Annotated in this window: 19 protein-coding genes; 11 read left to right on the forward strand and 8 right to left on the reverse strand. The window is 44.7% G+C overall.

The features are described from left to right. Positions 1-138 precede the first annotated feature (138 nt). Both JEZ96_RS18955 and JEZ96_RS18960 read right to left on the reverse strand, forming a co-directional pair. Positions 139-888 (reverse strand): lytic transglycosylase domain-containing protein, encoded by a 750-nt coding sequence (locus JEZ96_RS18955; protein WP_025007961.1) that lies wholly within the window; start codon positions 886-888, stop codon positions 139-141. A 106-nt stretch (positions 889-994) separates the two neighbouring features. Then, positions 995-1,558 (reverse strand): LemA family protein, encoded by a 564-nt coding sequence (locus JEZ96_RS18960; RefSeq protein WP_025007960.1) that lies wholly within the window; start codon positions 1,556-1,558, stop codon positions 995-997. A 542-nt stretch (positions 1,559-2,100) separates the two neighbouring features. On the opposite strand from JEZ96_RS18960, the gene JEZ96_RS18965 reads away from it, so the two are divergent. Next, positions 2,101-3,657 carry an AbgT family transporter gene (locus JEZ96_RS18965; RefSeq protein WP_049789572.1) on the forward strand — a complete coding sequence of 519 codons (1,557 nt, stop codon included), beginning with the start codon at positions 2,101-2,103 and terminating at the stop codon, positions 3,655-3,657. 80 nt (positions 3,658-3,737) lie between these two features. Here JEZ96_RS18965 and JEZ96_RS18970 read toward each other — a convergent pair whose 3' ends face one another. From JEZ96_RS18970 to JEZ96_RS18985, 4 genes are all read right to left on the reverse strand, one after another. Further along, positions 3,738-4,058, reverse strand: a complete 321-nt coding sequence (locus JEZ96_RS18970) for a hypothetical protein (RefSeq protein ID WP_014611797.1) — start codon at positions 4,056-4,058, stop codon at positions 3,738-3,740. Positions 4,059-4,090: 32 nt separating this feature from the next. Continuing rightward, the gene (locus JEZ96_RS18975; protein ID WP_014611798.1) at positions 4,091-4,375 is read right to left on the reverse strand and encodes a hypothetical protein; all 285 of its coding nucleotides are present in this window, start codon (positions 4,373-4,375) and stop codon (positions 4,091-4,093) included. A gap of 130 nt (positions 4,376-4,505) precedes the next feature. Then, positions 4,506-7,640, reverse strand: a complete 3,135-nt coding sequence (locus JEZ96_RS18980) for an efflux RND transporter permease subunit (RefSeq protein WP_061783326.1) — start codon at positions 7,638-7,640, stop codon at positions 4,506-4,508. Positions 7,641-7,649: 9 nt separating this feature from the next. Further along, a complete protein-coding gene (locus JEZ96_RS18985; RefSeq protein WP_011791201.1) occupies positions 7,650-8,795 on the reverse strand; it encodes an efflux RND transporter periplasmic adaptor subunit in 1,146 nt (381 codons plus the stop codon). 770 nt (positions 8,796-9,565) lie between these two features. On the opposite strand from JEZ96_RS18985, the gene JEZ96_RS18990 reads away from it, so the two are divergent. Beyond that, entirely contained in the window at positions 9,566-10,213 is a 648-nt protein-coding gene (locus JEZ96_RS18990; RefSeq protein ID WP_011918304.1) for a glutathione S-transferase family protein, read from the forward strand. Between the two features lie 25 nt (positions 10,214-10,238). Here the strand turns inward: JEZ96_RS18990 and JEZ96_RS18995 are convergent, their stop codons facing one another. Together JEZ96_RS18995 and prlC are read right to left on the reverse strand one after the other, a co-directional pair. Next, positions 10,239-10,769: a thioesterase family protein gene (locus JEZ96_RS18995; RefSeq protein ID WP_011791203.1), complete on the reverse strand. Its 531-nt coding sequence runs from the start codon at positions 10,767-10,769 to the stop codon at positions 10,239-10,241. 175 nt (positions 10,770-10,944) lie between these two features. Then, on the reverse strand, positions 10,945-12,984 hold the full coding sequence (prlC, locus tag JEZ96_RS19000; protein ID WP_025007957.1) for an oligopeptidase A: 2,040 nt from the start codon (positions 12,982-12,984) through the stop codon (positions 10,945-10,947). Positions 12,985-13,293: 309 nt separating this feature from the next. On the opposite strand from prlC, the gene JEZ96_RS19005 reads away from it, so the two are divergent. From JEZ96_RS19005 to JEZ96_RS19045, 9 genes are all read left to right on the forward strand, one after another. Continuing rightward, complete coding sequence (locus JEZ96_RS19005) at positions 13,294-14,082, forward strand: hypothetical protein (RefSeq protein ID WP_128090216.1); 789 nt, start codon at positions 13,294-13,296, stop codon at positions 14,080-14,082. Positions 14,083-14,208: 126 nt separating this feature from the next. Then, a complete protein-coding gene (locus JEZ96_RS19010) occupies positions 14,209-14,763 on the forward strand; it encodes a hypothetical protein (RefSeq protein WP_014611801.1) in 555 nt (184 codons plus the stop codon). A 130-nt stretch (positions 14,764-14,893) separates the two neighbouring features. After that, positions 14,894-16,252: a glutathione-disulfide reductase gene (gorA, locus tag JEZ96_RS19015; protein ID WP_011791207.1), complete on the forward strand. Its 1,359-nt coding sequence runs from the start codon at positions 14,894-14,896 to the stop codon at positions 16,250-16,252. 466 nt (positions 16,253-16,718) lie between these two features. Continuing rightward, positions 16,719-17,414, forward strand: coding sequence for a hypothetical protein (locus JEZ96_RS19020; RefSeq protein ID WP_128090214.1), 696 nt, complete (start codon positions 16,719-16,721; stop codon positions 17,412-17,414). A gap of 1,112 nt (positions 17,415-18,526) precedes the next feature. Further along, entirely contained in the window at positions 18,527-19,999 is a 1,473-nt protein-coding gene (ltrA, locus tag JEZ96_RS19025; protein ID WP_128090213.1) for a group II intron reverse transcriptase/maturase, read from the forward strand. 867 nt (positions 20,000-20,866) lie between these two features. Next, the gene (locus JEZ96_RS19030) at positions 20,867-21,043 is read left to right on the forward strand and encodes a hypothetical protein (RefSeq protein ID WP_164838003.1); all 177 of its coding nucleotides are present in this window, start codon (positions 20,867-20,869) and stop codon (positions 21,041-21,043) included. A 3-nt stretch (positions 21,044-21,046) separates the two neighbouring features. After that, positions 21,047-22,543, forward strand: coding sequence for a sodium/proline symporter PutP (putP, locus tag JEZ96_RS19035; protein ID WP_011791220.1), 1,497 nt, complete (start codon positions 21,047-21,049; stop codon positions 22,541-22,543). An 8-nt stretch (positions 22,544-22,551) separates the two neighbouring features. Beyond that, positions 22,552-23,652: a glutamate 5-kinase gene (gene proB, locus JEZ96_RS19040; protein ID WP_025007952.1), complete on the forward strand. Its 1,101-nt coding sequence runs from the start codon at positions 22,552-22,554 to the stop codon at positions 23,650-23,652. Between the two features lie 32 nt (positions 23,653-23,684). After that, on the forward strand, positions 23,685-24,932 hold the full coding sequence (locus tag JEZ96_RS19045; RefSeq protein ID WP_061783323.1) for a glutamate-5-semialdehyde dehydrogenase: 1,248 nt from the start codon (positions 23,685-23,687) through the stop codon (positions 24,930-24,932). Positions 24,933-24,973 lie beyond the last annotated feature (41 nt).

Raw genomic sequence — 24,973 nt, forward strand, 5'->3', positions numbered from 1 at the left:
AACGCGCTTTATACTGCGTTCAAGGCTTTCGACAGAGCACCACTATGCCTTCAAGCCTTCGCCTTGTCTAAAGCGCGTTGAACTCCCGCTGAATGAACAGATATTTAATACGATTGGTATAAATGCACAGTCATATTCCTAGGCTCGGTTTTGTTCACGATAGCGCTTCAATAAAATTTGTACCCGCTCAACATAGGCTTGAGTCTCAGGATAGGGCGGAATGCCATTATACTGTGTCACAGTTGTTGGTCCCGCATTATAGGCTGCACAGGCTAAGGCAATATCGCCATTAAATTGCTTTAGCATTTGTGCTAAATATTTACTGCCACCCAAAATATTTTCTTCAGGCAAAAATGCATTTATAACGCCCATTTCTTTCGCTGTTTCTGGCATTAATTGCATTAATCCCATAGCGCCACTACGTGATACAGCGCGGGAATTAAAAGCCGATTCAGCATGGATCACGGCGCGAATTAACGCAGGTTCTAACTGATGTTTATGGGCGGCTTGAGCGATTAATGCATCATAATTTGCGCTAAATAAACGAATGGCATTCCAATCAATGTTCGAGTCCGGGCGGCAGGCAAAACACTCGTACAATAAAATTTGGTATTGGTTATTACTGGGTGCCTTATCGGAAAATACAGTAACACCATTAGCTTGTTGATATTGATATACTTTAAACTTCTCTTGCCCTTCGCGGCTGAGGATTCCCGTCTCAGAATAACGTGCCACGATTCGAGGTTTTGAATAGGCATCCTGTGCATTATTCGCCATCACTGCACTCGAAAGCAGCAACAGGCATATTCCTAACAACCATAAGTTACTAGGCCATTTAAACAATGCCGATAACTGTATATCAGTACGGTGCATCAAGAGCCTATACATTCTTAAGAATCAGTTACTCAATAATAGCAAAGCATTATGGTTCTGAAGGTTTACACTGCAAATTTTAGTATAAACATGGCTTCGATTTGAGCATCCCTTTAAAGCCTTATAGATAATCAACAGCATCCATAGGAACCTTGGGAACCTCAATCAGTTCAAAGAGAGGCATAACCTTAATACTCGCCATTGAGGCAATAATCGAACCGGGGAAGATTTCAACCGCTGTATTCAATTCAGATACTGCTAAGTTGTAAAAACGGCTGGCATTCGCGATATCAGACTCAGCTTCGCTATAGTTTTGTATCGCCTCCAGCATAGTATTATCGGATTTCAGATCGGGATAATCATCAATATTGGCGACTAACTTAGCCATTTTATGATTCAACTGCTCTGCATTAATAAAATGTACTTTCACTTCTTGAGGATCAAACATGCGATAAGCGGAAGCAGAGGTTGTCAGTAACTCATTAATTTCTTTAAATAACAGCTCATCATGTTTATGTTGGCCCGCAATTTCAAGGACCCTGTATATAAATTCATTGCGGCTGATAAGCTGTGCATCGATACCCGACAGAGCTTCAAGTGCAGTATTCCGTTTTTTGACTAGGCTAACATACCAAAGGTAAGCCACGATAAAAACGAGCGATAACCCTAAAAGAAATTTATCCATCTTCCATCCTTAGTCTTTTTTATTCTAATGGGTACAGCTAATCACAAATGAATAAGAATTTCATCTAAAGCACAGTGTTAGGTCTTAAAAATCGTAATATGCCAAATTCAATGTTCAACTTTTCCTCAAAAGACCCAAAATCAACCATAAACACCAGAGACTAACGATTCAGCTCCAATACAGCAAAAATGGTCTATAGTAAAAATGCACAACGTTAGAGCAACCATTTTGCTCGTGAATACTGGACTCCTCGAGAGTCCATTTTTTTATCCTGAGTTTTCCCTGTTACCCTCGCTACACCATTTAAGTTTCAATTAAAACTTAACAATCATACTTCCCAACCATTTTTTAACTTTTGCCTTAGCTTTCATACACAATCATATTCATTTTAGCTATGTCATTCAGTTATCTGCGCTTAAGGCCTGTTTTTGCGCTAACGAGAATACGATTGGCAAAGGTTCATATAAAGGAAGGACGATAGTTTGAGCGCCGACGATAAATTCACCCCAAAGACTCCCAAAAACCCTCTACCCAATAGTGACATTAGCCATAGCGGGTGGTTTGTGCGTTTCCTCAATATTGTCGAGCGATTAGGTAATTTACTGCCCCATCCTATTACCCTGTTTGCCCTTTTCTGTGTTGCCGTGATTCTTATTTCTGGGATTGCAGGTTACTTTGAACTCACGGTTGCCGACCCAAGACCTGTGGGATCCCATGGCCGCAGTGCTGATGGTCTGATCCATGTAGTAAGCCTAATGAATGCAGAAGGCTTGCGTATGATAGTGTCGAATTTAGTCACAAACTTCACCGGTTTTACGCCGCTCGGCACGGTACTTGTCGCATTACTGGGCGTAGGGATTGCGGAACGCTCGGGCTTATTATCCGCGGCAATGCGCGCCTTAGTCATGGGGGCATCAAAGCGACTGGTGACTGTCACTATCGTATTTGCAGGAATTATGTCTAACACGGCAGCCGAGCTTGGCTATGTGGTGCTCATCCCTATGGCCGCGATGATTTTTCATTCATTGGGGCGCCATCCCCTTGCAGGTTTAGCCGCTGCCTTTGCGGGGGTTTCTGGGGGTTACAGCGCTAATTTATTACTCGGAACCGTTGACCCTTTACTATCAGGTATAACAGAAGCCGCAGCGCGTATGATTGATCCAGACTATAGCGTTGGCCCCGAGGTCAATTGGTATTTTATGTTTGTTTCGACGTTTGTGATTACCTTCCTTGGCGCCTTCGTCACCGAAAAAATCGTCGAGCCTAAGCTAGGAAAATACCAAGATGATGATGCAGATGAAACGGTTCTGCAATCGATGGAATCGGTGAGTGCCATTGAGAAGCGTGGCTTAAAATGGGCAGGACTATCGGTACTGATATTGGCAATAATGTTGGCACTTTTAGTTGTGCCAGAAGGGGCGCCACTGCGCCATCCTGACACGGGTTTAGTTTCAGGCTCACCCTTTCTCAAGGGGATCGTTGCCTTTATCTTTATCTGCTTTGCCATTCCGGGTTTTGTCTACGGTAAAGTCGTCGGTAGCATTAACAATGATCGGGATGTGATCAATGCCATGTCTCACAGCATGAGCACTATGGGCCTCTATATCGTCCTTGTCTTTTTTGCGGCGCAATTTGTCGCCTTCTTTAACTGGAGTAATTTAGGTGCTGTACTCGCAGTATTAGGTGCCGATGCACTGCAATCCATTGGACTAACAGGCCCAATCCTATTCCTGTTCTTTATTATGCTGTGTGGATTTATCAACTTGATGCTTGGCAGCGCCTCGGCGCAGTGGGCTATTACCGCCCCAATTTTTGTGCCTATGTTAATGCTGGTCGGTTATGCGCCAGAAACGATCCAAGCGGCATATCGTATTGGCGATTCGGTAACAAACTTAGTCACGCCTATGATGAGTTACTTTGGATTAATCCTTGCGGTGGCCTGTCGTTATCAAAAGAACTTAGGCATAGGTACGCTAATTGCCACTATGCTGCCTTACACTTTAGTGTTTTTCGTGGGCTGGACGGCGTTTTTCTTCCTGTGGGTATTTGGTTTTGGTCTGCCTGTAGGACCTGGCGCGGCAACTTACTACACGCCTTAAGCGCGGGTTTAACTTTCGCTAGGTTTATTAGGGCGTCGCAACAGATCTCGACGCCCCTTTTAATGGGCGGATTTAATGAATTAGTCGTACAACCATTCCATTAAAAAGCTACAAATCAGCAAGAAAACCCCAAGGTTGAACACCAGCGTCTGTAATTTCGCCTTAGGCGATTTATCGTCGACTTGGATCATGACCTGACTTAACGGAGTAAAAAACACATTGGGTTCGAGCCCCATGCCGATAAAAAATACCGCCACGGCGAGACTACGGGTAAGTTCGGGGACGACAAGCTGCTCAAGATAAAACTCATATGCTCCATAGGCCAAAATACCAATAGCGATACCATGGCAAATGATGGCTACGACAAATTGCTTAGTGATAAGGCTGCTAACCGATGACACGATTTGACTCCTAAACCAACGATGTGCATTGATTATGGACGAGATTTGCCGCGCAGTTTATCTCTTCTGTGATTTAACTGCATCCATAGCGTCCAGCCAAATAGCACACCACTCACGGGATAAATATACAGCGCGACTTTTAGTGTCTGCCAAAATGAAATCTCTGAGGTGAAGTATTGAAACCCCGCCACTAAAAGTGACGTCACACTCCCCCAATACAGCACACCAATCACCAAGATGAAATACCACTTCCCCCTCGCGAGAGAAGCCTCTAATTTGGCTAACTTATCCGGCTTTACGTTATCCACTTCCGACATCACATGCTCCTTTACTCGTCCAATATGCCCAAATTAATTCAAGGCGGCTATCCATTTTTGCAACGATAACCTTTCTTATCCCCAAAAAAAGCCCTGCGAATACAGGGCTTTGATTAAGTAAGACGTTAGATTACTCCGCCGATGTCGGCTTTTCGTCTTTCGCTTTTCTCTCTCGCTTACTGAAGATACGCTCAACAATAACGAAGAATAAGGGCACGAAGAAGATACCTAAGAAGGTCGAGCTCATCATACCACCAAGAACACCAGTACCGATGGCGTTTTGGCTACCAGAACCGACGCCAGTACTGATCGCTAATGGCACAACACCCAAACCAAAGGCTAAGGACGTCATCAAAATCGGACGCAGACGAACGCGAACCGCATGAAGCGTCGCCTCCACTAAACCAGCGCCTTTTTCGTAGTACTCTTTAGCAAACTCCACAATCAAGATTGCGTTCTTAGTCGCTAAGCCAACCGTTGTAAGTAGACCTACTTGGAAGAATACGTCGTTTGGTAAACCACGACCATTCATCGCTAACAATGCACCAATAATCCCCAACGGCACCACCAGCACAACGGCAAAGGGTACCGACCAGCTTTCATAAAGAGCAGCAAGTACGAGGAATACCACTAAGATTGACAGTGCATATAACGCAGGTGCTTGGTTACCCGACAAACGCTCTTCGTAGGATAAACCGTTCCACTCAATGCCAAAGCCAGGAGGCAACTGCTTGACCAGATCTTCCATAATATCCATGGCAGCACCAGTACTAAATCCTGGAACTGTAGCACCTTGAATATTCATCGCTGGCAAACCATTAAAGCGTTCTAGGCGTGGAGAGCCATACTCCCACGTACCCATAGCGAAAGCAGAGAATGGCACCATGTCACCTTTATTATTGCGTACATACCAAGTGTCTAAATCACCCGGTTGCATACGGTACTGAGCATCACCTTGTACATAAACCTTTTTAACACGGCCACGGTCAATAAAGTCGTTCACATATGAACCACCCCAAGCCGTTGCAAGCACACTGTTAACATTAGCGATTTCAATGCCGAGCGCGCTTAACTTAGCGTGATCTATATGCAATTGGTAAATTGGCGCATCTTCCTGACCATTAGGACGTACGCCCACTAGATTAGGATTCTGTGCCGCCATACCTAATAGCTGGTTACGTGCAGCCACTAATTTCTCATGGCCTTGACCATTCTTATCCTGTAAGAACATATCAAAACCGTTAGCCGTACCTAACTCAATCACCGCAGGCGGTACGAAAGCGAAGACAAACGCGTCCTTCATTTGACTGAATACGCCCATAGCACGACCCGCAATGGATTGAACATCAGCACCAGGAGCCGTACGCTCAGACCAATCCTTCAGCCCCACGAAAGCGATACCCATATTTTGCCCTTGACCCGCAAAACTAAAGCCCGCCACGCTAAATACTGATCTCACACCCTCTTCAGCCATAAAGTGATCAGACACTTTCTCTAAGACTTTTAAGGTACTTTCTTGAGTTGAGTTTGTCGGTAAAATGGCCTGCGTAAACAAAATCCCTTGGTCTTCATCTGGCAAGAAAGCGGTTGGCATACGCATGAAGATCCAACCGACGGCAACAACCAGTGCAACGTAAATCATCATGACCCTAAAGCCACGCTTGATGATACCCGCCACACTCGACTCATAACGGTTGGTTAATCGATCAAAACCACGGTTAAACCAACCGAAGAATCCCGTTTCAATATGGCCGTGACCCTTCTTGAGTGGCTTGAGCATGGTCGCACAAAGTGCTGGCGTTAAAATCAAAGCCACCAATACAGACAACGCCATCGCCGACACGATAGTGATTGAGAACTGACGATAAATCACCCCTGTTGAGCCAGACATAAATGCCATAGGGACAAATACCGCAGATAGCGTCAAACCGATACCAACCAAGGCGCCGGTGATTTGATCCATCGATTTACGAGTCGCCTCAAGCGGACTGAGTCCTTCCTCCGACATCACCCGCTCGACGTTCTCCACCACCACAATCGCGTCGTCTACCAGCAAACCGATCGCCAGCACCATAGCAAACATAGTGAGCGTATTGATCGAGAACCCCGTTGCCGACAATATAGCGAAGGTACCCAGCAATACCACAGGAACAGCAATCGTTGGGATCAAAGTTGCACGGAAATTTTGCAAGAAGAGGTACATGATGAGAAACACCAGTACAACGGCTTCTAACAATGTGTGTACAACGCCTTCAATGGATTTTTCAACAAAAGGTGTAGTGTCATAGGGATAAACGACTTCCAACCCTTGTGGGAAGAAAGGTTTCATCTCAGCGATTTTAGCTCGGACAGCTTCTGCAGTATCGAGAGCATTTGCCCCCGTCGCGAGTTTAATCGCTAGACCTGTTGCAGGCTTACCATTGTATAGGGACACAACGGAATAACTTTCAGAACCTAACTCAACTCTAGCAACATCACCCAAGAAAACGTTCGCGCCAGAAGTATCAGATTTAAGAATAATCTTGCGGAATTCTTCTGGTGTTTGTAAACGGCTTTGGGCTGATACTGTCGCATTTAGCTCTTGACCAGCAACCGATGGCGTACCACCCAGTTGGCCCGCAGAAACCTGTGCGTTTTGAGCGCGAATAGCCGCGACAACATCCAAGCTAGTCAAATTGTATTGGGTTAGTTTTAGCGGATCTAACCATATACGCATCGCGTATTGAGCGCCGAATATCTGAATCTCACCCACACCAGAAACACGGCTCATAGGATCTTGTACGTTAGAACCTACATAGTCAGCGATATCACTCTTATCCAGTGAACCATCCGTTGACACGAAGCCTAAAACCAATAAGAAGCCAGAGCTGGATTTGTTAACATTAACGCCCTGTGATTGCACTTCCTGTGGCAGCAGCGTCATCGCCCCTTGCAACTTGTTTTGAACCTGAACCTGTGCAATGTCGGCATCGGCTTCTGCGTTAAAGGTTAGGGTAATAGACGCGTTACCAAAACTATCACTGGTTGAAGTGATATAGCGCAGATGGTCGATCCCCGTCATCCGCTGCTCAATAACCTGAGTGACTGAGTCCTCAACAATCTTAGCCGAAGCGCCGGGGTAGTTAGCACTGATCACCACAGTTGGAGGAGCAATGCTCGGATATTGAGACACTGGCAGAGAACGGATTGATAGGATCCCCGCCAACATAATAATTAAGGCGATCACCCACGCAAAGATGGGGCGATCAATAAAAAAACGTGCCATAGCTATGCCCTATTGTGCTTGCGTTTCAGAAATAACTTTGGGAGTGACTGGCGCTCCGGGGCGAATTTTTTGTAAGCCTTCCACAATCAACTTATCACCGACTGAAAGCCCTTCAGTAATACGCCACTCGTGACCAATAGCCTCTGCTGTTGTCACCGTTTTTGCTTCAACAACACCTTGATCATTCACAACCATAGCCACAGCTTCACCTTTAGAGTTACGGCTAATGGCTTTTTGTGGAACTAGAATAGCTTGAGGATCAGTACCAGCATTTAGCACTGCGCGAACATACATACCGGGTAACAAGATACCATCAGGGTTTGGAAACTCGGCGCGCAGAATAACGGAGCCAGTGTTCTCATCCACACTGACTTCAGCAAATTGCAACTTACCTAAATGACCATAGGTTGTACCGTCTTCCAATACCAACTGTACATCAGCATTATCCGCAGCCTGTAACTTACCTTGTTTTAGCTTAGCTTTAAGGCGCAATAGTTGTGCACTCGATTGCGCGATATCCACATTGATTGGATCAAGCTGTTGAATCGTTGCTAAGGTTTGGCTTTGGTTCGCTGTCACCAACGCACCTGCTGTGACACTCGACTTACCGATACGGCCAGAAATTGGTGCTAATACTTCTGTATATTGCAGGTTAATCTTAGCCGTATTGATTGCGGCTTCAGCCACAGTGACACTGGCCAATGCCTCTTTGTATGCAGCTTCGGCTTCGTCGAAATCTTGCTTACTGATCGCATTCGTTTTCACTAATTGCTGATAACGAGCCGCTTTAGCTTTCGCCGATGCTAGACTCGCATTCGCTCTGGCTAAATCTGCATTCGCACTGACGAGTGCCGCTTTGTATGTCGCTGAGTCTATTTGATATAAAGACTCGCCCTGCTTCACATTGCCGCCCTCTACGAAGCTACGCTTAGTGATAATACCATTTACCTGCGGGCGAACTTCGGCCTCGAGGAACGCTTTACTGCGACCCGGTAACTCCACTTGGATAACCTGAGGCTTAGCGACAACATTGAGAATTCCCACTTCCATGCTCTGCGGCCCAGCCCCTGTTTGAGCTGTCTCTTCTTGAGGGCTGCAAGCTGCCATCCATAACGCCACGCTTATAACTGAGGCAAGTTTAATTGTCTGCCGCATGAGAACTCCTTCAAATATTAACGACCTACACACCAGTACACTTATTTGTGCTGACACGATCGTAATTATAACCAAAATAAAAGCTGTTACTTATCGCATAACCTATAGGGATCAACAAGGAAGATAACCGAACAAAAGTGTAAACTAATGCAAATATTTACACTGGCGGCCATACTAAATTCACTTAGTTGTTATTCCATTTAAAATGTATGCTAACTATGGATAAGATTGTTAGATATATACAAGGTATAACACTTAATCAGCCTACTCTATATCTAGAATGTTGCAAATTTGTTCTACATTACGGCACTGTTAAAACCAGAGATTCGCTAGCGGCTTAACAGTGACATTAGAAAACATCTGAGGTTTGATCAGCAGAAATAGATACTCTCACTAAAACAACAACCTTCGGACCTGCCATTTTAGTGTTTACCCTAATTCAGGGCAAATCTGAAATCATTATTTATACTCCATTAAATGAAACTCAGATTCCCACAAATAATGCTTCTATAAAACCCCCAATTGCTTACACACCTCAAGATAAATCAAGGCCATATTGGCTATTTAAAACACTTAAACTCCATCTTGATCTCACTTTCACGCGTTAATGTAACCCATAATTGTTAACACACTTGCATTTAGAGCATTTGCTCCAGTTTTAAGATATGGCTTCTCGTTAGCCCTATATGGAAATTAATGAACAAAAGTCTCGATTGCGACTAAAGTTAAATCATAACGTCAGTAGAACACTGGAGTTGGGGTGAAAACCTATGGAGCTTTTTTATCATCCTTTATCTCGTTATTCACAGAAAGTGTTGATTGCACTCTATGAAAAACAAGCTAATTTTTACCCGCGCATTACCGACTTAGGCGATCCACTATCACGCAAAGCATTTCATCAATTTTATCCACCCGCAAAATTACCATTGCTTAAAACCCAAGATGGCCAACTCATCCCTGAATCCAGCATTATTATCGAGTACTTAGATAGGCATTTTAATAACAGTACCCAACTTCTGCCACCAGAACCACAACGCAACTTACAGGTACGTTTGTTCGATCGCATCATAGACAATGATATTAACAACCCATTATTTCAATTAGAAAAGTTAAAGCATATAGAAGACAGTAATGAATTCGAAATCAAACAATTAGAGAAGCAACTACTGACACAGTTTCAACGCTTAGACGCGCAACTCACACAACATCATTGGGTCTGTGGCGACAGTTTTACTTTAGCCGATTGCGCCCTAATTCCTTGTTTAAGCTATAGCTTCCAACATTTAAACTTGTTGGATTTAGATGACGTGGTTCGCTACTGGCAGCAGGCACAACTGCGCGGCGCTTGGATGTTAGTACAGGAAGAAGTGTTACAGGCAGAAATGGAGGAAACAACAGGAGTCAGAGGCATACCTTAGTGAAATAAGTCATGCCTCCATCGGATCACATATTACGTTCTTTTTTTAACTGCAAAAACGCTTTCCACTTCACCACTTCTGGCGGCAACTCAGGTGCAGGATCGGTATAACCCGCCTCTTTCACTAATACATCGAGCGGCACCTGCTTACCTTTGCACACAAACACGCCGCGTACATGCACGATACAATGCAGGCCACGTTCGCTCACAAAGCGCTGTTCGATATAAAAATACTTTTCATCCCAACCAACAACTTTGGTTTCAATTTCAAAGGTTTTTAGCGGCTTGATATCGCGAATATAGGTAAATTCGGCGGCGTTGACTATCGGCATCCACTTCAACTTTAAGAAGCGTTTCAGTAGACCCATCTCGGCGAGCATATAGGTCCGCGCCAGATCCATAAATGCGGGATAGCGGGAGTTAGTCAGATGGAAATTGATGTCACAATCGCTCGGTAAAGCACGATAAGTGATACGACTTGTGCCTAGAAAATCGATCTTACGACAATGGCGCGTACGCCAAAATAACAACCAAAACAAACGAAAATACAAATTCATAACGAGTCGCCCTTGAAATAAGAGCCACAGGCTAACAGAGGTCATACCACAGGGCAAGCGTGAATCAGATCACAAAAAAGACGCACTAAGGCGTCTTTTTATCGTTCGATTAAGCTAAATACCCTCAGATAATCATCCCATTAAAATGGGCTGATTTATCAAAACTCACAATTACTTATGCAGCAATGCCTGAATGTCTTAACAGGGCATCGATATTCGGTTCGCGCCCCATAAACTGTTTGAACAAATCCATAGGTTCGGCAGAACCTCCCATTTCGAGGATATTGTGCAGGAAGCGACGACCCGTTTCAGGGTTAAAAATACCTTCCTCTTCGAAGCGGGAAAACGCATCTGCTGATAATACTTCAGCCCATTTATAGCTGTAATAACCTGCGGCATAACCGCCCGCAAAAATATGGGCAAAACCATGTTGGAAACGGTTAAAGTCCGGTGGTGTTAATACGGCCACCTGACGACGTACTTCGTCTAAGGTTTCTTGAATACGCGCGCCTTTAGCGGGGTCGTATTCGTGGTGCATTCTAAAATCGAACAATGAGAACTCGAGTTGGCGCAGCATCATCATGCCAGACTGGAAGTTTTTCGCCGCGAGCATTTTATCTAACAAGGCTTTAGGTAATGGTTCACCCGTTTCGAAGTGACCAGAAATTTCGGCTAGGGCTTCTTCCTGCCAGCACCAGTTCTCCATAAATTGACTTGGTAATTCGACCGCATCCCAAGGCACACCATTGATACCCGACACGCCTGCAACATCGATTTTGGTCAGCATATGGTGGATACCATGGCCAAATTCGTGGAACAGGGTCGTCACTTCATCGTGGGTGAATAGTGCAGGTTTACCATCGACCGGACCATTAAAGTTACAGGTCAAATATGCCACTGGCTTTTGTAATCCATTGGCGGTTTGACGGCGCACACGGCAATCATCCATCCAAGCACCGCCGCGCTTACCCGTGCGGGCATATAAATCGAGGTAGAAACTGCCTCTATGTTCGTCAGTTTCGTCGAAAATATCGAAGAAACGCACGTCGTTATGCCAACGGTCAAAATCTTTTTGCTCGACAATCTTAAGGCCAAACAAACGCGATACAGTGTAAAACAAGCCCGAGAGCACTTTATCCTCGGGGAAATATGGGCGCAGGATTTCCTGTGAAATCTCATACTTATGCTGTTGTAACTTCTCGGCATAGAAGCTTAAGTCCCAAGAGGCCATTTCAGTCACGCCATATTCGGCCTCGGCAAATGCTTTTAACTCGGCTAATTCGGCCTTGGCTTGATCTTTTGAGCGCAGCGCTAACTCATTTAAAAATGCCATCACCTGCGCCGGCGTTTCAGCCATTTTCGTCGCCAGAGATTTGTCAGCAAAACTGTCAAAACCGAGTAACAATGCGAGTTCGTGGCGCAAAGCAAGAATTTCGTCCATCAGCGGGCTGTTATCAAACTCGCCGGCATTGGGACCTTGATCCGAAGCGCGAGTGACAAACGCACGATAGCATTCTTCCCGAAGACTGCGATTTTCACTGTAAGTCATGACAGGTAAATAAGAAGGGAAATCTAAGGTGAATAACCAACCTTCTAGCTCACGTGCCTGCGCCATTGCTTTAGCGGCGGCTTTGGCAGACTCAGGCAAACCAGCAAGCTCGGCTTCATCTGTGATCAACTTAGTCCAAGCTTGCGTCGCATCCAGTAATTGATTCGAAAAGCCACTGGTGAGTTCAGAAAGACGTTTTACAATTTCGCCGTAACGCACCTTTTGCGTGTCATCTAAGCCAATGCCTGATAGTTCAAAGTCGCGTAGGCTGTGCTCTATCACCATCTGCTGCGCTTGGCTCAATTGCGCAAATTCATTGGAGGCTCGCAGTGCTTTATAGGCTTGATACAAACCTTGGTGTTGGCCAACGTAAGTGCCGTATTCCGATAAAAGTGGTAAACAAGCATCATGGGCGGCACGCCACTCATCTGTGCTAGTCACTGAATTCATATGAGAAACGGGCGACCAAATTTGGCTTAGTTCATCGTCAACCTGTTCTAATGGTGCGACCAAGTTGTCCCACGTAAAAGGACCTTGATTCTGCAGCACTTCATCAATCTTAGCGCGGCACTGAGCAATAGCATGCTCAACAGCGACTTGAATATGTTCCGGTTTTATCTGTGAAAAAAGTGGTAATTTTGCGCCGCTAAGCAAAGGGTTGCTCATATTGACTCCTCAACAATCTGTATAGGGTATCTTCAAGATGCCAGTTTCAGGATCTTGAGGTTATTTGGGTATAAATAAGGGCTAATACCCTATTTATCAAGGCGAGAATATCGATTGCCTCCTTCGACGAAGGCGCTAGCGGTAATTACACATAAAAAAAGTGAACTAGTTCTCAATTAATATTTACATCTAATTTACTTAAGTGAACTTGACGACTTGATCGCAAACCTAATCCATTCTCATTAACACTCAAATTCAAACGCGTTAAAACTCTCCTATCATCTAACTACAACTTAAACTGGCTGGTATATGGCAACACCCACGGTGATCTTTTCTCACATACTTTGCACTTTAGGGGTGCTCTGCTTAAACCAAACGGTATTGGCAAATGAAAGCCTAATCCAGACGGAAAGTATCTCAAGTCAACAACAGCCCAATCAAGATGCTGCACCTTTGGCGCTCACACTCGACCTTGGGTGGGATAGCAAATATATCTCACAGGGGCGTGACAATTTAAAACATGGTGGCATTTATTGGGCAAATGCTTCAATCCAATATAATAATCTAACGACCTACGCCTTAGTGGGGCGTGGTGATAGCCAAACCTATACCGAGTGGAATATTGGCTTTGAATATACCCTCAACGTGGTTGAGCAATTAGAAGCGAATTTGGGTTATCAACGAATTGAAGGGTTTAGCGACAACCTTTGCCAAGATAATGAGCTTTTCGGTGAACTCGCCTATACCGCGACACCTTGGTTAATACCTTCGGTAAGTTATGTTTACTCCACGGAGGCTGAAGGTTCTTTTGTTGAAGTGAGTTTACACAGTTATTGGAATATCACTGACCAATTCACTCTCACACCATATATCACTCAAGGTTTTGATTTTAAATATAGAACTGAAAAACATAATGGAAGAAACCATCTTCAACTTGGCCTAGAAGCAAGCTATCAAATCACATCCGAGATCAATCTAAGTGGCCATATAAGTCACAGCATAGCCCAGAACGATATTGAGCAAGAAATGGCGGAAAATGGTGATACTGGCTCACAGGATCAAACCTATGCTGGTATCCATGTGACAATGACATTTTAGGTTCTTATCAACCTATATCGCCCAATATGATGCCCATCCCTTGGCAAAAAAGTATCTGCTAACTAAACTCAACATGTCGACGGAGCGACGTGTGTCAATCATCACGATGAAGCAGAGGAACAGGGAATGTTAGCGCATTATTTCGATATTATTCGTTCAATATTTTTTTTAGCTTCAGCCATGTTATTTGTGGTAACCCATCCCGTTCAAGCCCGCCAAACAGGTGAACCAGAGCTAACTTTAGAGACTTTATCTCAACCGCCCAAAAATCCACAATTACCGCTAGGTACCTTACTCGATAATAATGGCCAACCTATCCATATACCGAACCAACGGCAAAGTGCGTTAGAGTATTCAACTCCAACCGTCTCGCTCGCTGAAACGCAAAAAAGCCAAACGAACGCCCCGTCAAAAAAAACTAAAAGTAAAAAGCTCAATCGCAAGCAACAGCTCACCAGCCGAGCACAGGTTGCTAATGATCCAAACTGTCGCTGGCTTGATAAGCGAATGCAACAACTCGAAGCACTAAGCAGTAGCAAACAGAATAAACCAGCACAATATCAACTTGATGAACTATCCGCTCGCCAAAAGGAATGGCAGTGTCTCAAGTGCGGAGCAGAAGGGCCTAACCAAAACGATTATTCACGTTGCCAATATCGCCGAGAAACCATCACACGCTAACTTTTATGCACTTTAGGGGCTTTATGCAAATACCTCAGCCTTGTGAATAGACTAGTCTGTAATCACAAACCACCCTACAATGATCTTCTGCTGTAAAGCATCTCATCCTTGAAGTAAGACGGAGAAACTCATGGCTCAACATTTTGACTATATTTGCCTCGGCGCAGGTAGTGGCGGTATCGCCTCAGCAAATCGTGCTGCAATGCGCGGTGCAAAGGTTCTACTTATTGAAGCGAAGCAAGTTGGCGGAACTTGTGTCAACGTGGGTTGTGTTCCTAAAAAAGTCATGTGGTATGGTGCCCACATTGCAGAAGCGATGAACCTCTACGCTAAAGATTACGGGTTCGACGTTACAGTGAACAAGTTTGACTGGAACACGCTCGTTAATAACCGCGAAGCTTATATCGGTCGCATTCACGATGCTTATGGCCGTGGGTTTGCGAACAATAAAGTCACTTTACTAAATGGCTATGGCCGCTTTGTGGATGGCAACACCATTGAAGTGAACGGTGAATATTACACTGCAGATCATATTCTTATCGCCACTGGCGGCGCACCGACCATTCCAAATATTCCCGGCGCGGAATATGGTATCGATTCCGATGGTTTCTTTGCCCTACGTGAGCAACCTAAACGCGTTGCCGTAATTGGTGCGGGTTATATCGCTGTTGAAGTCGCTGGCGTTTTACACGCTCTGGGTAGTGAAACCCACTTATTAGTGCGTAAACATGCGCCGCTGCGTAATTTTGACCCTATATTGGTCGATGCTCTCGTCGATGCCATGGCAACTGACGGTCCGACACTGCATACCCATAGCGTGCCAAAAGCCGTCGTTAAAAATGCCGATGACAGCCTGACATTAAGTTTAGAAAACGGTGAAAGCATCACAGTAGATTGCCTCATTTGGGCGATTGGCCGCTCGCCAGCCACTGCAAATATCGGCTTAGAAAACACCGACGTGCAATTAGATTCCAAAGGCTACGTCATCACTGACGCCCAGCAAAATACCACCCACAAAGGAATTTACTGTGTCGGCGATATTATGGCTGGCGGCGTAGAGTTGACTCCTGTTGCGGTAAAAGCGGGGCGTTTGTTATCCGAGCGTTTATTTAACGGTATGACAGATGCCAAAATGGATTACAGTCTTATCCCAACAGTGGTTTTCAGCCACCCGCCAATCGGTACTATGGGCCTGACTGAACCCGAAGCGCGTACGCAATACGGCGATGATAACGTCAAAGTATATACATCGACCTTTACCTCAATGTATACGGCAGTTACAAGCCACCGCCAAGCCTGCAAAATGAAGTTAGTTTGCGCTGGTAAGGATGAAAAAGTCGTCGGTATTCACGGTATCGGTTTTGGCATGGATGAAATTCTTCAAGGCTTCGGTGTAGCACTCAAAATGGGTGCAACTAAAGCCGATTTTGATGCAGTTGTTGCTATCCACCCAACTGGGGCAGAGGAATTTGTTACTATGAGGGGTTAATGTAGAAAACCCACCTACACACGTTCTTACTGTAGAAAAACTGATAGGCCAGAGCATCGTTCTCTGGTCTTTATTTATTGACTCTTCATACACTGCCTTTTCTAAAACGTTTATGCCCCTAAGTGTGCCACGGCTCGAAGATCAGCCCTTTGTTATCTGATAATTTGAGATACATAAAGTAATGGGTACCCAAAAGTAAGACCTGACCATGAGGGATTGCAAACATCGTTACAGTGAATCAGACTTAGCTAGACTGATTCACGCGCAGACTCCATCCATTGTGCTGTGCGCTGACTTAGCGCTCGTTTATACAGCACTAATTTGGTAGAGTATTTATCAATCAATAGTTTTGATTTAGCAAGGCTTAATGTTAAATATCCATGCGCGTTTTCCAAATATGTGCGCATGCGCTGCATACAAATATTAGGTAACTCTCGTGCGCAATTTTTTCCAACGAATAAGCAACATGCAACCCGCCTATCAAGCTCATCTGGTGGGCTTTATCTTTATCGTTATCTTCATGTTTGTGGTAATTGCCTTTCCTACATTTAAAGGCATGCATCAGAGTTTGCTATTCCTTACGTCGCTGGCATTTGCCATCGGTTTTTCGATCTGGTGCTGGCCAACGGTAAAAAAGGTTTGGGAGCACCCTGTCGGCAGGACGCTTATTGTTATCCTTCACCTTTTCGTTATTTTGCTTTCTGCAATACTTGCTAGAAACGTTGTAGCCTCGGCATTAGGTCTTCCACCCCAAGATTTTGAAATGTCGGTTAGCTTCATTACTTTTCTGTTTTATATCCCTGCATGGTCGATAGTTGTATCAATTCTCGTCGGTGTTTTCACTTTCATTTTATACATTATTGGTCTTATTATTGGCGCGTTTCATCGCCCTTTAAAAGAATCAGCCAAACTTTTCGGACATGCCGCAGGATCATTGGCGATTTGCATTTATTCATCTGCTGTTTTTGACTTTGCAAATAAAAATGAAAAATCCCTACACCCTCTTGTTAGATCGGTGGCTTTGTTTGGTGATTTTCAAAGTGCAGAGGCTTATCCAGGCATTGGTGCCACGGAAAGGATTCGACTCCATGCAAATGGAGTTATTTCCGTGGCCACGGTAGAAAACAACACCGTGGTAATTCGAGTACGGAAATATGAGTAATAATTCGTAACCGAATCCATCATTCAACACGAACTGGCGCAATAAAGCCGCGCCTGTCGGTTAATTCAGACGTTAGGTGGTCAACGTAACGATGCGCTTATATTACTTCACATCAGCAAACCATGGGATTAATAATCCTTAAACAAAGACGACTAAAAATATCATATTTTTCAATGTGAATGTGTTGTGGCACGCTGAATTTGGCCACCAAATATGAAATGTTATGCTCTCATTTATTGCTATTTTCAGCCACAAATCGTGCCCGTGAATCAGTCTAGGTCAGCACTGATTCACGCCAACCGCTAGAACCCGTCCTAGCGCCCCGTTTGCGGCTATTCTGGGGCAGTTTTTTCCTTAAGATGAATCAAATCTTCAGAGAACTGATTCATTCCAATATATGCGCCTGTTATGCCCATTGCGACTAGTTATATCGAGCGTTGATTGGTTTATAGTCAAAAGAGGCGTTACCCATAGAAATTTTAATTCGAAACTCACTAATTCGAGCTAAAAATCTAACTCGGAGATGTCCGTGCTACCAGAGGTCGTATGAAGCGTTGTTCACCACGACAAGAGTGAACCATCTGTATCACCAGATGACCCTAGGATTCTGAATAAAGCAGCGAATCCGACAATGTAACGAAGCTCTGGCATCAAGCTGGACGGGAACTGAATCGTGAGAGGATGGTCCTCCTGATAACCACAAATCGGGTGAGTGCTAGGGAATCAGTATGATGAACGTATGTGAATCCATGTAAGGTGCGTTATACGATGAAGCAGCGGAAGTGGTTAATACGCTGTGGCCAAAACGGCAATGAGAGTCGGAAAGAGGTTGGACAGTGCTCTTTCGTGATCGATGTACTCTCCGCACTAGAGTGGGCATCTAACCTGATATTTTACGCGACATACGGAACAGGGGAAGCCTGTATATCTCCCTCAGGGGAAAGTAATCTGCGAAGATTACCGATGGGTATGCAGGTAAAGGAGGCTGGAGAAAGCCAAGGCTGCATTGTAATGATGCAGATACAGACTATGTCTGGCACGAAAGTGAGCCCACTTCCAGCTGGTCTCCCGTTGCAAGATGATTTGAAGAACTTAATTAAGGGAAAACGCAAATGATAACTCCATTAGGAGTTAGTGCCTCTCCTAACCGCACCCAGTGGCAATCCATAGATTGGAAGTCCGTTGAGGCGCACGTTTTAAAGCTTCAAATGCGCATTGCAAAAGCAGTCAAAGAGGGAAAACACAGTAAAGCCAAAGCGTTACAGTGGATTCTAACACACTCCCGCTCAGCCAAATTGCTTGCGGTTAAGCGCGTGTATCTAAGTAAAGGCAGTAAAACCCCTGGTGTCGATGGTGTTATCTGGAACACAGATGCTCGTCGAATGACCGCAGTAGAACAACTGAGTCGAAAAGGCTATCGAGCTAAACCACTTCGACGCATTTATATCCCCAAAAAGAACGGTAAATTAAGGCCTCTCGGCATACCCTGCATGGTAGATAGGGCGCAACAGGCGTTACATTTACTTGCTTTGGCGCCGATTGCGGAAACGGTTGCAGATCCTAACAGCTACGGTTTTCGTCCTAATCGCAGCACAGCTGACGCGATTGCACAATGCTTTAAATGTTTGCGCTTTAAGCACTCAGGGTGCTGGGTTTTGGAAGGCGATATTAAAGCGTGCTTCGACAAAATTGGGCATGAATGGTTAATTCAAAACATTCAGATAGATAAACGAATGCTCAAGCAGTGGTTGAACTCAGGTTATATCGATAAGGGCGTGTTCTACCGCACAGCTGAAGGTACGCCACAAGGTGGAGTCATATCTCCAACGCTTATGCTGGTTACTCTTGCAGGCCTAGAAAAGCTTGTTAAGGAATCCGCAAGCAAAACAGGCGATAGAGTCAACTTCATTGGTTATGCCGATGACTTCGTGATAACTGCGACATCGAAAGATGTACTCGTTAAGGAAATAAAGCCACGGCTTATTGAATTTTTGGAAGAAAGAGGATTGACACTTTCTGAAGAGAAAACGCAGATCACTCACATTGATGATGGTTTCCATTTCCTTGGTTTTAATCTCAGGAAATATAAAGGAAAACTGCTCATCAAACCAAGCAAGGACAACGTCCTTTCATTCGTGGGCAATCTGCGCAAACTCATTAAGCAGCATGCAACTTTGCCAGTTAATGACCTTATAAAGTTATTAAATCCCAAACTGCAAGGCTGGGCGAATTATTATCGCCATTGCGTGGCAAAGCGTACTTTTTGTTATCTGAGTCACCAGATATTCTGGTTGCTGTGGCGATGGTCAGTCAGGCGTCATCCGACAAAATCAAAAGACTGGGTCAGGCGAAAATACTTTATGAACAGGACTGGTGGTTGGCAGTTTCATGGATGGCAGAAAATTGCCAACATGGATTGCCACTACAACTTGGTTCAAATAGCTAAAACGCCTATCAAAAGACATGTGAAAATCAGGAGCGAAGCGACACCATTTGATCCTCAATACCAAGATTACTTGGCGAAAAGGAGGTTGAAAAAGGAAAGTCGTTACTCATGGTTTGAGCCTGTTTTAACTGCCATGTAGATTGCTGGGTAACGTAATACGCCTTAGTGGAGGCTTGAGCCGTATGCAGTGAAAGTTGCACGTACGGTTCTTAGGAGGGCGGCACTTGGTAACAGGTGTCGCCTATCCGACCAATCTGAGTTACAGCTAGTATGATGCTTTAATACTCAGTTGTGGCTCGGATCGGGGAGTGCTGCGGCCAGTATGAATCTTTATTTCTGATAGTGTTAACTCTGAAGCGGTAAGAACTGGGTTACAGGCTTGTCTAGTATGAGACTTTATTACTCTCCTACAGGTTACAGTTGGGGAATAAATATCTTTTACTACACATCAAAGATAATCCTCTCAGGTCCTGAAAAAACTCTATCTATTTATAAGGAGGACATCAAAAATGCCGGTATTTTGCCACTTTTCTGGAAAAGTCTAAATTTCATCACTCACCCATACGTAGCAAGACTTTGCAGAGTTTTTCCTAACCAAACACGTGTAAGTAAGCCCGTACTATGCGCTAAAAGCCATAGGGCAAAGGAATCTAAGGAATACTCGGAACGCGGCTAAGCCTTAAACCTTAGTGCCTTAAACTTAAGAGCCTTTACGTAATCGATTTCATACCAACGGATTAGACTCAGTCTAATCCGTTTTTTGCTTCAATACCCCTGACCTGAGTACAGATGGTCAAAGCTTAATTATACATTTCAATATCAGCCAAAATTAATCAGTGGTCAAATTATTTTTAGACCATAAATTAAGCAACCCTCAACCGCTATACTCAGCAAAAAGTCATTTTAAGTTGAATTTTCACCCCAAAATGCCTTAATATAGTTAGAGTACTAACAAAATAAAGTGCTGTCCCCATCTGTTTTAATCCCAATAAACCAAGGAAATATTATGTCATCGACAAAAACAGTGGATGAAAATCCCATCTCACAGGCCATAGGTTCGGCCCGCACTCACCTTAAGGAATTAATGCAGTTTATGTGTTTATTCGCCATTTTAAGCACCTATCTCTTTGTCATTTTGAAACCGAGCTTTATTCAAAATAACAAAGCGTTAGGAGGAAAATAATCGATGAATTCCCTCTCTTACGTGTCCTTAGGTATTTATTTTATTGCCATGCTCGCTATTGGTTTATTTGCCTACCGTAAATCCACCAGCGATGTGTCAGGCTATATTTTAGGTGGCCGTAAAGTGAGTCCGCAGGTCACTGCACTCTCGGCTGGCGCATCGGACATGAGTGGCTGGATGCTTATGGGTCTTCCGGGTGCAATGTTTCTAGTGGGTTTTGAAACCATTTACATCGCCCTCGGATTATTGATTGGTGCTCTAATCAATTATTTGGTGGTGGCGCCTAAATTGCGGGTTTACACTGAAGTCGCAAATAATGCCCTTACGATTCCTGAGTTTTTTGCGAAACGCTTTGGTAATGCAAACAGTAGTATCCGTATTATCGCCGCAGTGATCATAGTGATCTTTTTTACCTTATACACCTCCGCAGGATTAGTTGCGGGAGGTAAGTTATTTGAATCAGCTTTCGGCCTAAATTATAACATTGGCCTAGTCGTCACACTCAGCGTAGTGGTTTCTTATACTCTGCTTGGGGGCTTTTTAGCCGTAAGCCTGACCGACTTTGTGCAAGGTTGCATTATGTTTGTTGCCTTAGTCTTAGTGCCTGTAGTTGCTTATCAAGAATTTACCAGCGCCGATAGGATGATGAACTTTGCCTATCAGTCAATTCCGCATTTTAGCGATGCAATGCAAAACGTCACCTTCCTAGGGCTTATATCAAGCCTATCCTGGGGGTTAGGTTATTTCGGCCAACCACATATTATCGTGCGCTTTATGGCGATACGTTCAGTGGCGGATATTAAAATGGCAAGACGCATAGGTATCAGTTGGATGACAGTCACCATTGTTGGTGCTCTGGCGACGGGACTGGTCGGCATTGCTTATGCCAATAAATTTGGCATGAAACTTAACGATCCCGAAACCATCTTTATTGTGTTCTCTGAATTATTATTCCATCCCCTGATCAGTGGCTTCCTATTGGCGGCTATTCTTGCTGCGATTATGAGCACGATTTCATCGCAGTTATTGGTGTCATCGAGTTCGCTGACAGAAGATATTTATCAGGTGGTATCGAAAAAAGAGTCAAGCGAAAAAGACATGGTGAAAATGGGCCGTTACGGCGTGGCTGGTGTGGGTATTGTGGCAACACTTTTAGCGCTTGATCGCTCTAACAGTATTCTTTCGCTGGTCAGTAATGCTTGGGCAGGATTCGGCGCTGCCTTTGGTCCACTCGTGTTATTTAGCTTATATAAAGCGAACCTAACCCATAAAGCGGCCATTGCGGGAATCGTTTCAGGTGCACTTACAGTACTATTTTGGATTTACGCCCCCGTGCTTGCCGATGGTAAAGCATTAACTAGCATAGTGTATGAAATGATCCCCGGATTTATCGTCAGTAGCGCGGTCATTTGGCTAGTGAGCTTTCTTGATACTGAACCTAGTGCAAAAACCACTAAGATGTTCCACAAGGCGGGCCGTGTTTTAGCCGAAGAAGGATAAGGAGCATGATGACAAACTCCCCTCGAAAACGCATTGTTGTAAAAGTGGGGAGCGCGTTAATCGCGCCCCACAAACAAGGTTGTAGCAGCCACTACTTACTCGGTATAGCCCAATTCATTACCTATTGTCGTGCCCAAGGGATCCAAGTTGTCTTGGTCTCTTCGGGCTCAGTCGCCGCGGGATGGCATCACTTTAATGTTGAAGCGAATCCGAGTGTCACAGTGAAAAAAGCCATGGCTGCAGCAGGTCAAGCCGATATGATGGCCACATGGAATAAACTGTTTGACTTCCCCACCGCACAACTCTTACTCACCCATGGCGACCTTCGTAATCGCGAGCGCTATATCAGCATTAAAGAAACGATTTTCTGTTTGCTTGAACATGGGCTGATGCCAATTATTAACGAAAATGATGCAGTTACCGCGGACAAACTCAAAGTCGGTGATAATGACAATCTTTCGGCCATGGTTGCCGCAGCGGCCGATGCTGATACGCTGATTATTTGTTCAGATGTAAACGGGCTGTATACTCAAAATCCCCATGAAAATCCCAATGCCGAGTTGATTAAACAGGTCACGGAGATTAATGCCGACATCTATGCCATGGCGGGTGGTGCGAGCAGTAACGTGGGTACTGGTGGCATGCGAACGAAAATCCAAGCGGCAGAAAAAGCCATTTCCCATGGAATTGAGACCTTTATTATCAATGGCTTTGTTGCGGATTCCTTCAGCCAACTGCTTAAAGGCCAAAACCCTGGCACCTTGTTCATCCCTGACGAAAAACCCATGCAAGAACATTTACATTGGATGAAACACACTTCACAAGCCCAAGGTGAAGTCATAGTCGAAAACCATTTTAATGTCGCACTCGATGTGCACAGCGAACAGTTTACCAGTGATGATGTGGTTGAAGTAAAAGGGGATTTCTCAGTAGGTGACACCATTCTAGTGCGCAAAGACGATGGCACTAAACTGGCTAAAGCTAAATCCAATTACAGCAGTTGCCTACTCAATTTTATTACAGAGCAAGAAGATCGACAGTTTGCCAATGAATTTCAGCAAAAGACTGGACCGATCATTTCCGAGAAAAACATCGCTATTCTCGAATAAACATAAGCCGAGTAAACATAATTGGAGTAAATATGACTTTAATCAAAAACTTATCTGAAGATGCCGCCAAGGCAGCACTTACACTCGCCTTGCTCGATGAGCACCTAAAAAATACTGTATTACTGGATATGGCGCGCTCGATTCGAGAGAAATCCTATGAAATCCAAAGCGCTAATTTAATCGATCTACAGAGAGCCACGGCTGACAATATCAGCCCTGCCATGCTAGACCGTTTAACACTCAACCCAGCACGAGTCGAGGCTATGGCGCAAGGTATTGAAACCATTGCCGCATTGCCTGACCCTATCGGTAATGAGCGTTATATAGGCCAACGCCCCAATGGCTTATCCATCAGCAAAATGCGCGTTCCATTAGGGGTAGTTTGCATGATTTACGAGGCACGCCCTAATGTCACCGCCGATGCGGGTGCCCTTTGCTTTAAATCCGGCAATGCCGTGATCCTGCGTGGCGGAAAGGAAGCCCTGCACACTAGCAAGGTTATCGCAACGATTTTGCAAAATGTGTTAGCCCAATACGGTTTACCCAAGGCCTTGATTAGCGTGGTGCCCGATCCCGATCGCGCACTGATGCTAGAACTTATGCAGCAGCGCGAATTTATTGATGTGATCATCCCCCGCGGTGGTGAAGGCCTTATTAACTATGTGACAGAAAACAGCAGTATTCCGGTTATTCAACACTTTAAAGGCGTGTGTCACTTATATATCGATAAGGATGCCGATCAAACTATGGCGTTGGATTTGCTACTCAATGGCAAAACCCAGCGCACTGGTGTTTGCAATGCACTCGAAGCCTTGCTGGTGCATCAAGATATTGCGCCACAATTTCTACCCAAAGTAGCCAAGGCACTGGCTGAGCATCAAGTAAAAATCAATGCTTGCTCCAAAGCTGCAGCTTATTTTGAGGCATGCACTGCTATGGCGGAGGAAGATTTTGGTCAAGAGTATTTGGATTTAGAAATTGCGATTAGGCAGGTTGAAGACTTTGATGCCGCCGCCAAGCATATCGCCCGATTTGGTAGCCACCATACGGAAGTGATTTGTACCAACAATGAGGTCACCGCTGCCAAATTTCAACGCTCAATCGACGCATCAGTGGTGATGGTAAATGCCTCATCCCGCTTCTCAGATGGAAGCGAACTTGGCCTCGGCGCAGAAATCGGCATAGCTACCACTAAATTACATGCCTATGGCCCTATGGGGCTCGAGTCCTTAACTGCTGAAAAATACTTAGTTTCTGGAACGGGTCAAATAAGAGCTTAAATTGCAAGTTTAGAAACTCAGCGAACAACCGCAATTGCGCT

It is taken from the genome of Shewanella putrefaciens (assembly GCF_016406325.1).
In the GTDB taxonomy this organism is placed as follows: Bacteria; Pseudomonadota; Gammaproteobacteria; order Enterobacterales; family Shewanellaceae; genus Shewanella; species Shewanella putrefaciens.

Bases quoted from the DNA above. Each gene is read 5' to 3' on its own strand.
- JEZ96_RS18975 (WP_014611798.1), bottom strand. From the start codon at position 4,375: ATGTCGGAAGTGGATAACGTAAAGCCGGATAAGTTAGCCAAATTAGAG.
- JEZ96_RS18955 (WP_025007961.1), bottom strand. From the start codon at position 888: ATGTATAGGCTCTTGATGCACCGTACTGATATACAGTTATCGGCATTG.
- JEZ96_RS18960 (WP_025007960.1), bottom strand. From the start codon at position 1,558: ATGGATAAATTTCTTTTAGGGTTATCGCTCGTTTTTATCGTGGCTTAC.
- JEZ96_RS19010 (WP_014611801.1), top strand. From the start codon at position 14,209: ATGTTAGCGCATTATTTCGATATTATTCGTTCAATATTTTTTTTAGCT.
- JEZ96_RS18990 (WP_011918304.1), top strand. From the start codon at position 9,566: ATGGAGCTTTTTTATCATCCTTTATCTCGTTATTCACAGAAAGTGTTG.
- putP (WP_011791220.1), top strand. From the start codon at position 21,047: ATGAATTCCCTCTCTTACGTGTCCTTAGGTATTTATTTTATTGCCATG.
- JEZ96_RS18995 (WP_011791203.1), bottom strand. From the start codon at position 10,769: ATGAATTTGTATTTTCGTTTGTTTTGGTTGTTATTTTGGCGTACGCGC.
- prlC (WP_025007957.1), bottom strand. From the start codon at position 12,984: ATGAGCAACCCTTTGCTTAGCGGCGCAAAATTACCACTTTTTTCACAG.
- proB (WP_025007952.1), top strand. From the start codon at position 22,552: ATGACAAACTCCCCTCGAAAACGCATTGTTGTAAAAGTGGGGAGCGCG.
- JEZ96_RS19045 (WP_061783323.1), top strand. From the start codon at position 23,685: ATGACTTTAATCAAAAACTTATCTGAAGATGCCGCCAAGGCAGCACTT.
- JEZ96_RS18985 (WP_011791201.1), bottom strand. From the start codon at position 8,795: ATGCGGCAGACAATTAAACTTGCCTCAGTTATAAGCGTGGCGTTATGG.
- gorA (WP_011791207.1), top strand. From the start codon at position 14,894: ATGGCTCAACATTTTGACTATATTTGCCTCGGCGCAGGTAGTGGCGGT.
- ltrA (WP_128090213.1), top strand. From the start codon at position 18,527: ATGATAACTCCATTAGGAGTTAGTGCCTCTCCTAACCGCACCCAGTGG.
- JEZ96_RS19005 (WP_128090216.1), top strand. From the start codon at position 13,294: ATGGCAACACCCACGGTGATCTTTTCTCACATACTTTGCACTTTAGGG.
- JEZ96_RS19030 (WP_164838003.1), top strand. From the start codon at position 20,867: ATGTCATCGACAAAAACAGTGGATGAAAATCCCATCTCACAGGCCATA.
- JEZ96_RS19020 (WP_128090214.1), top strand. From the start codon at position 16,719: ATGCAACCCGCCTATCAAGCTCATCTGGTGGGCTTTATCTTTATCGTT.
- JEZ96_RS18980 (WP_061783326.1), bottom strand. From the start codon at position 7,640: ATGGCACGTTTTTTTATTGATCGCCCCATCTTTGCGTGGGTGATCGCC.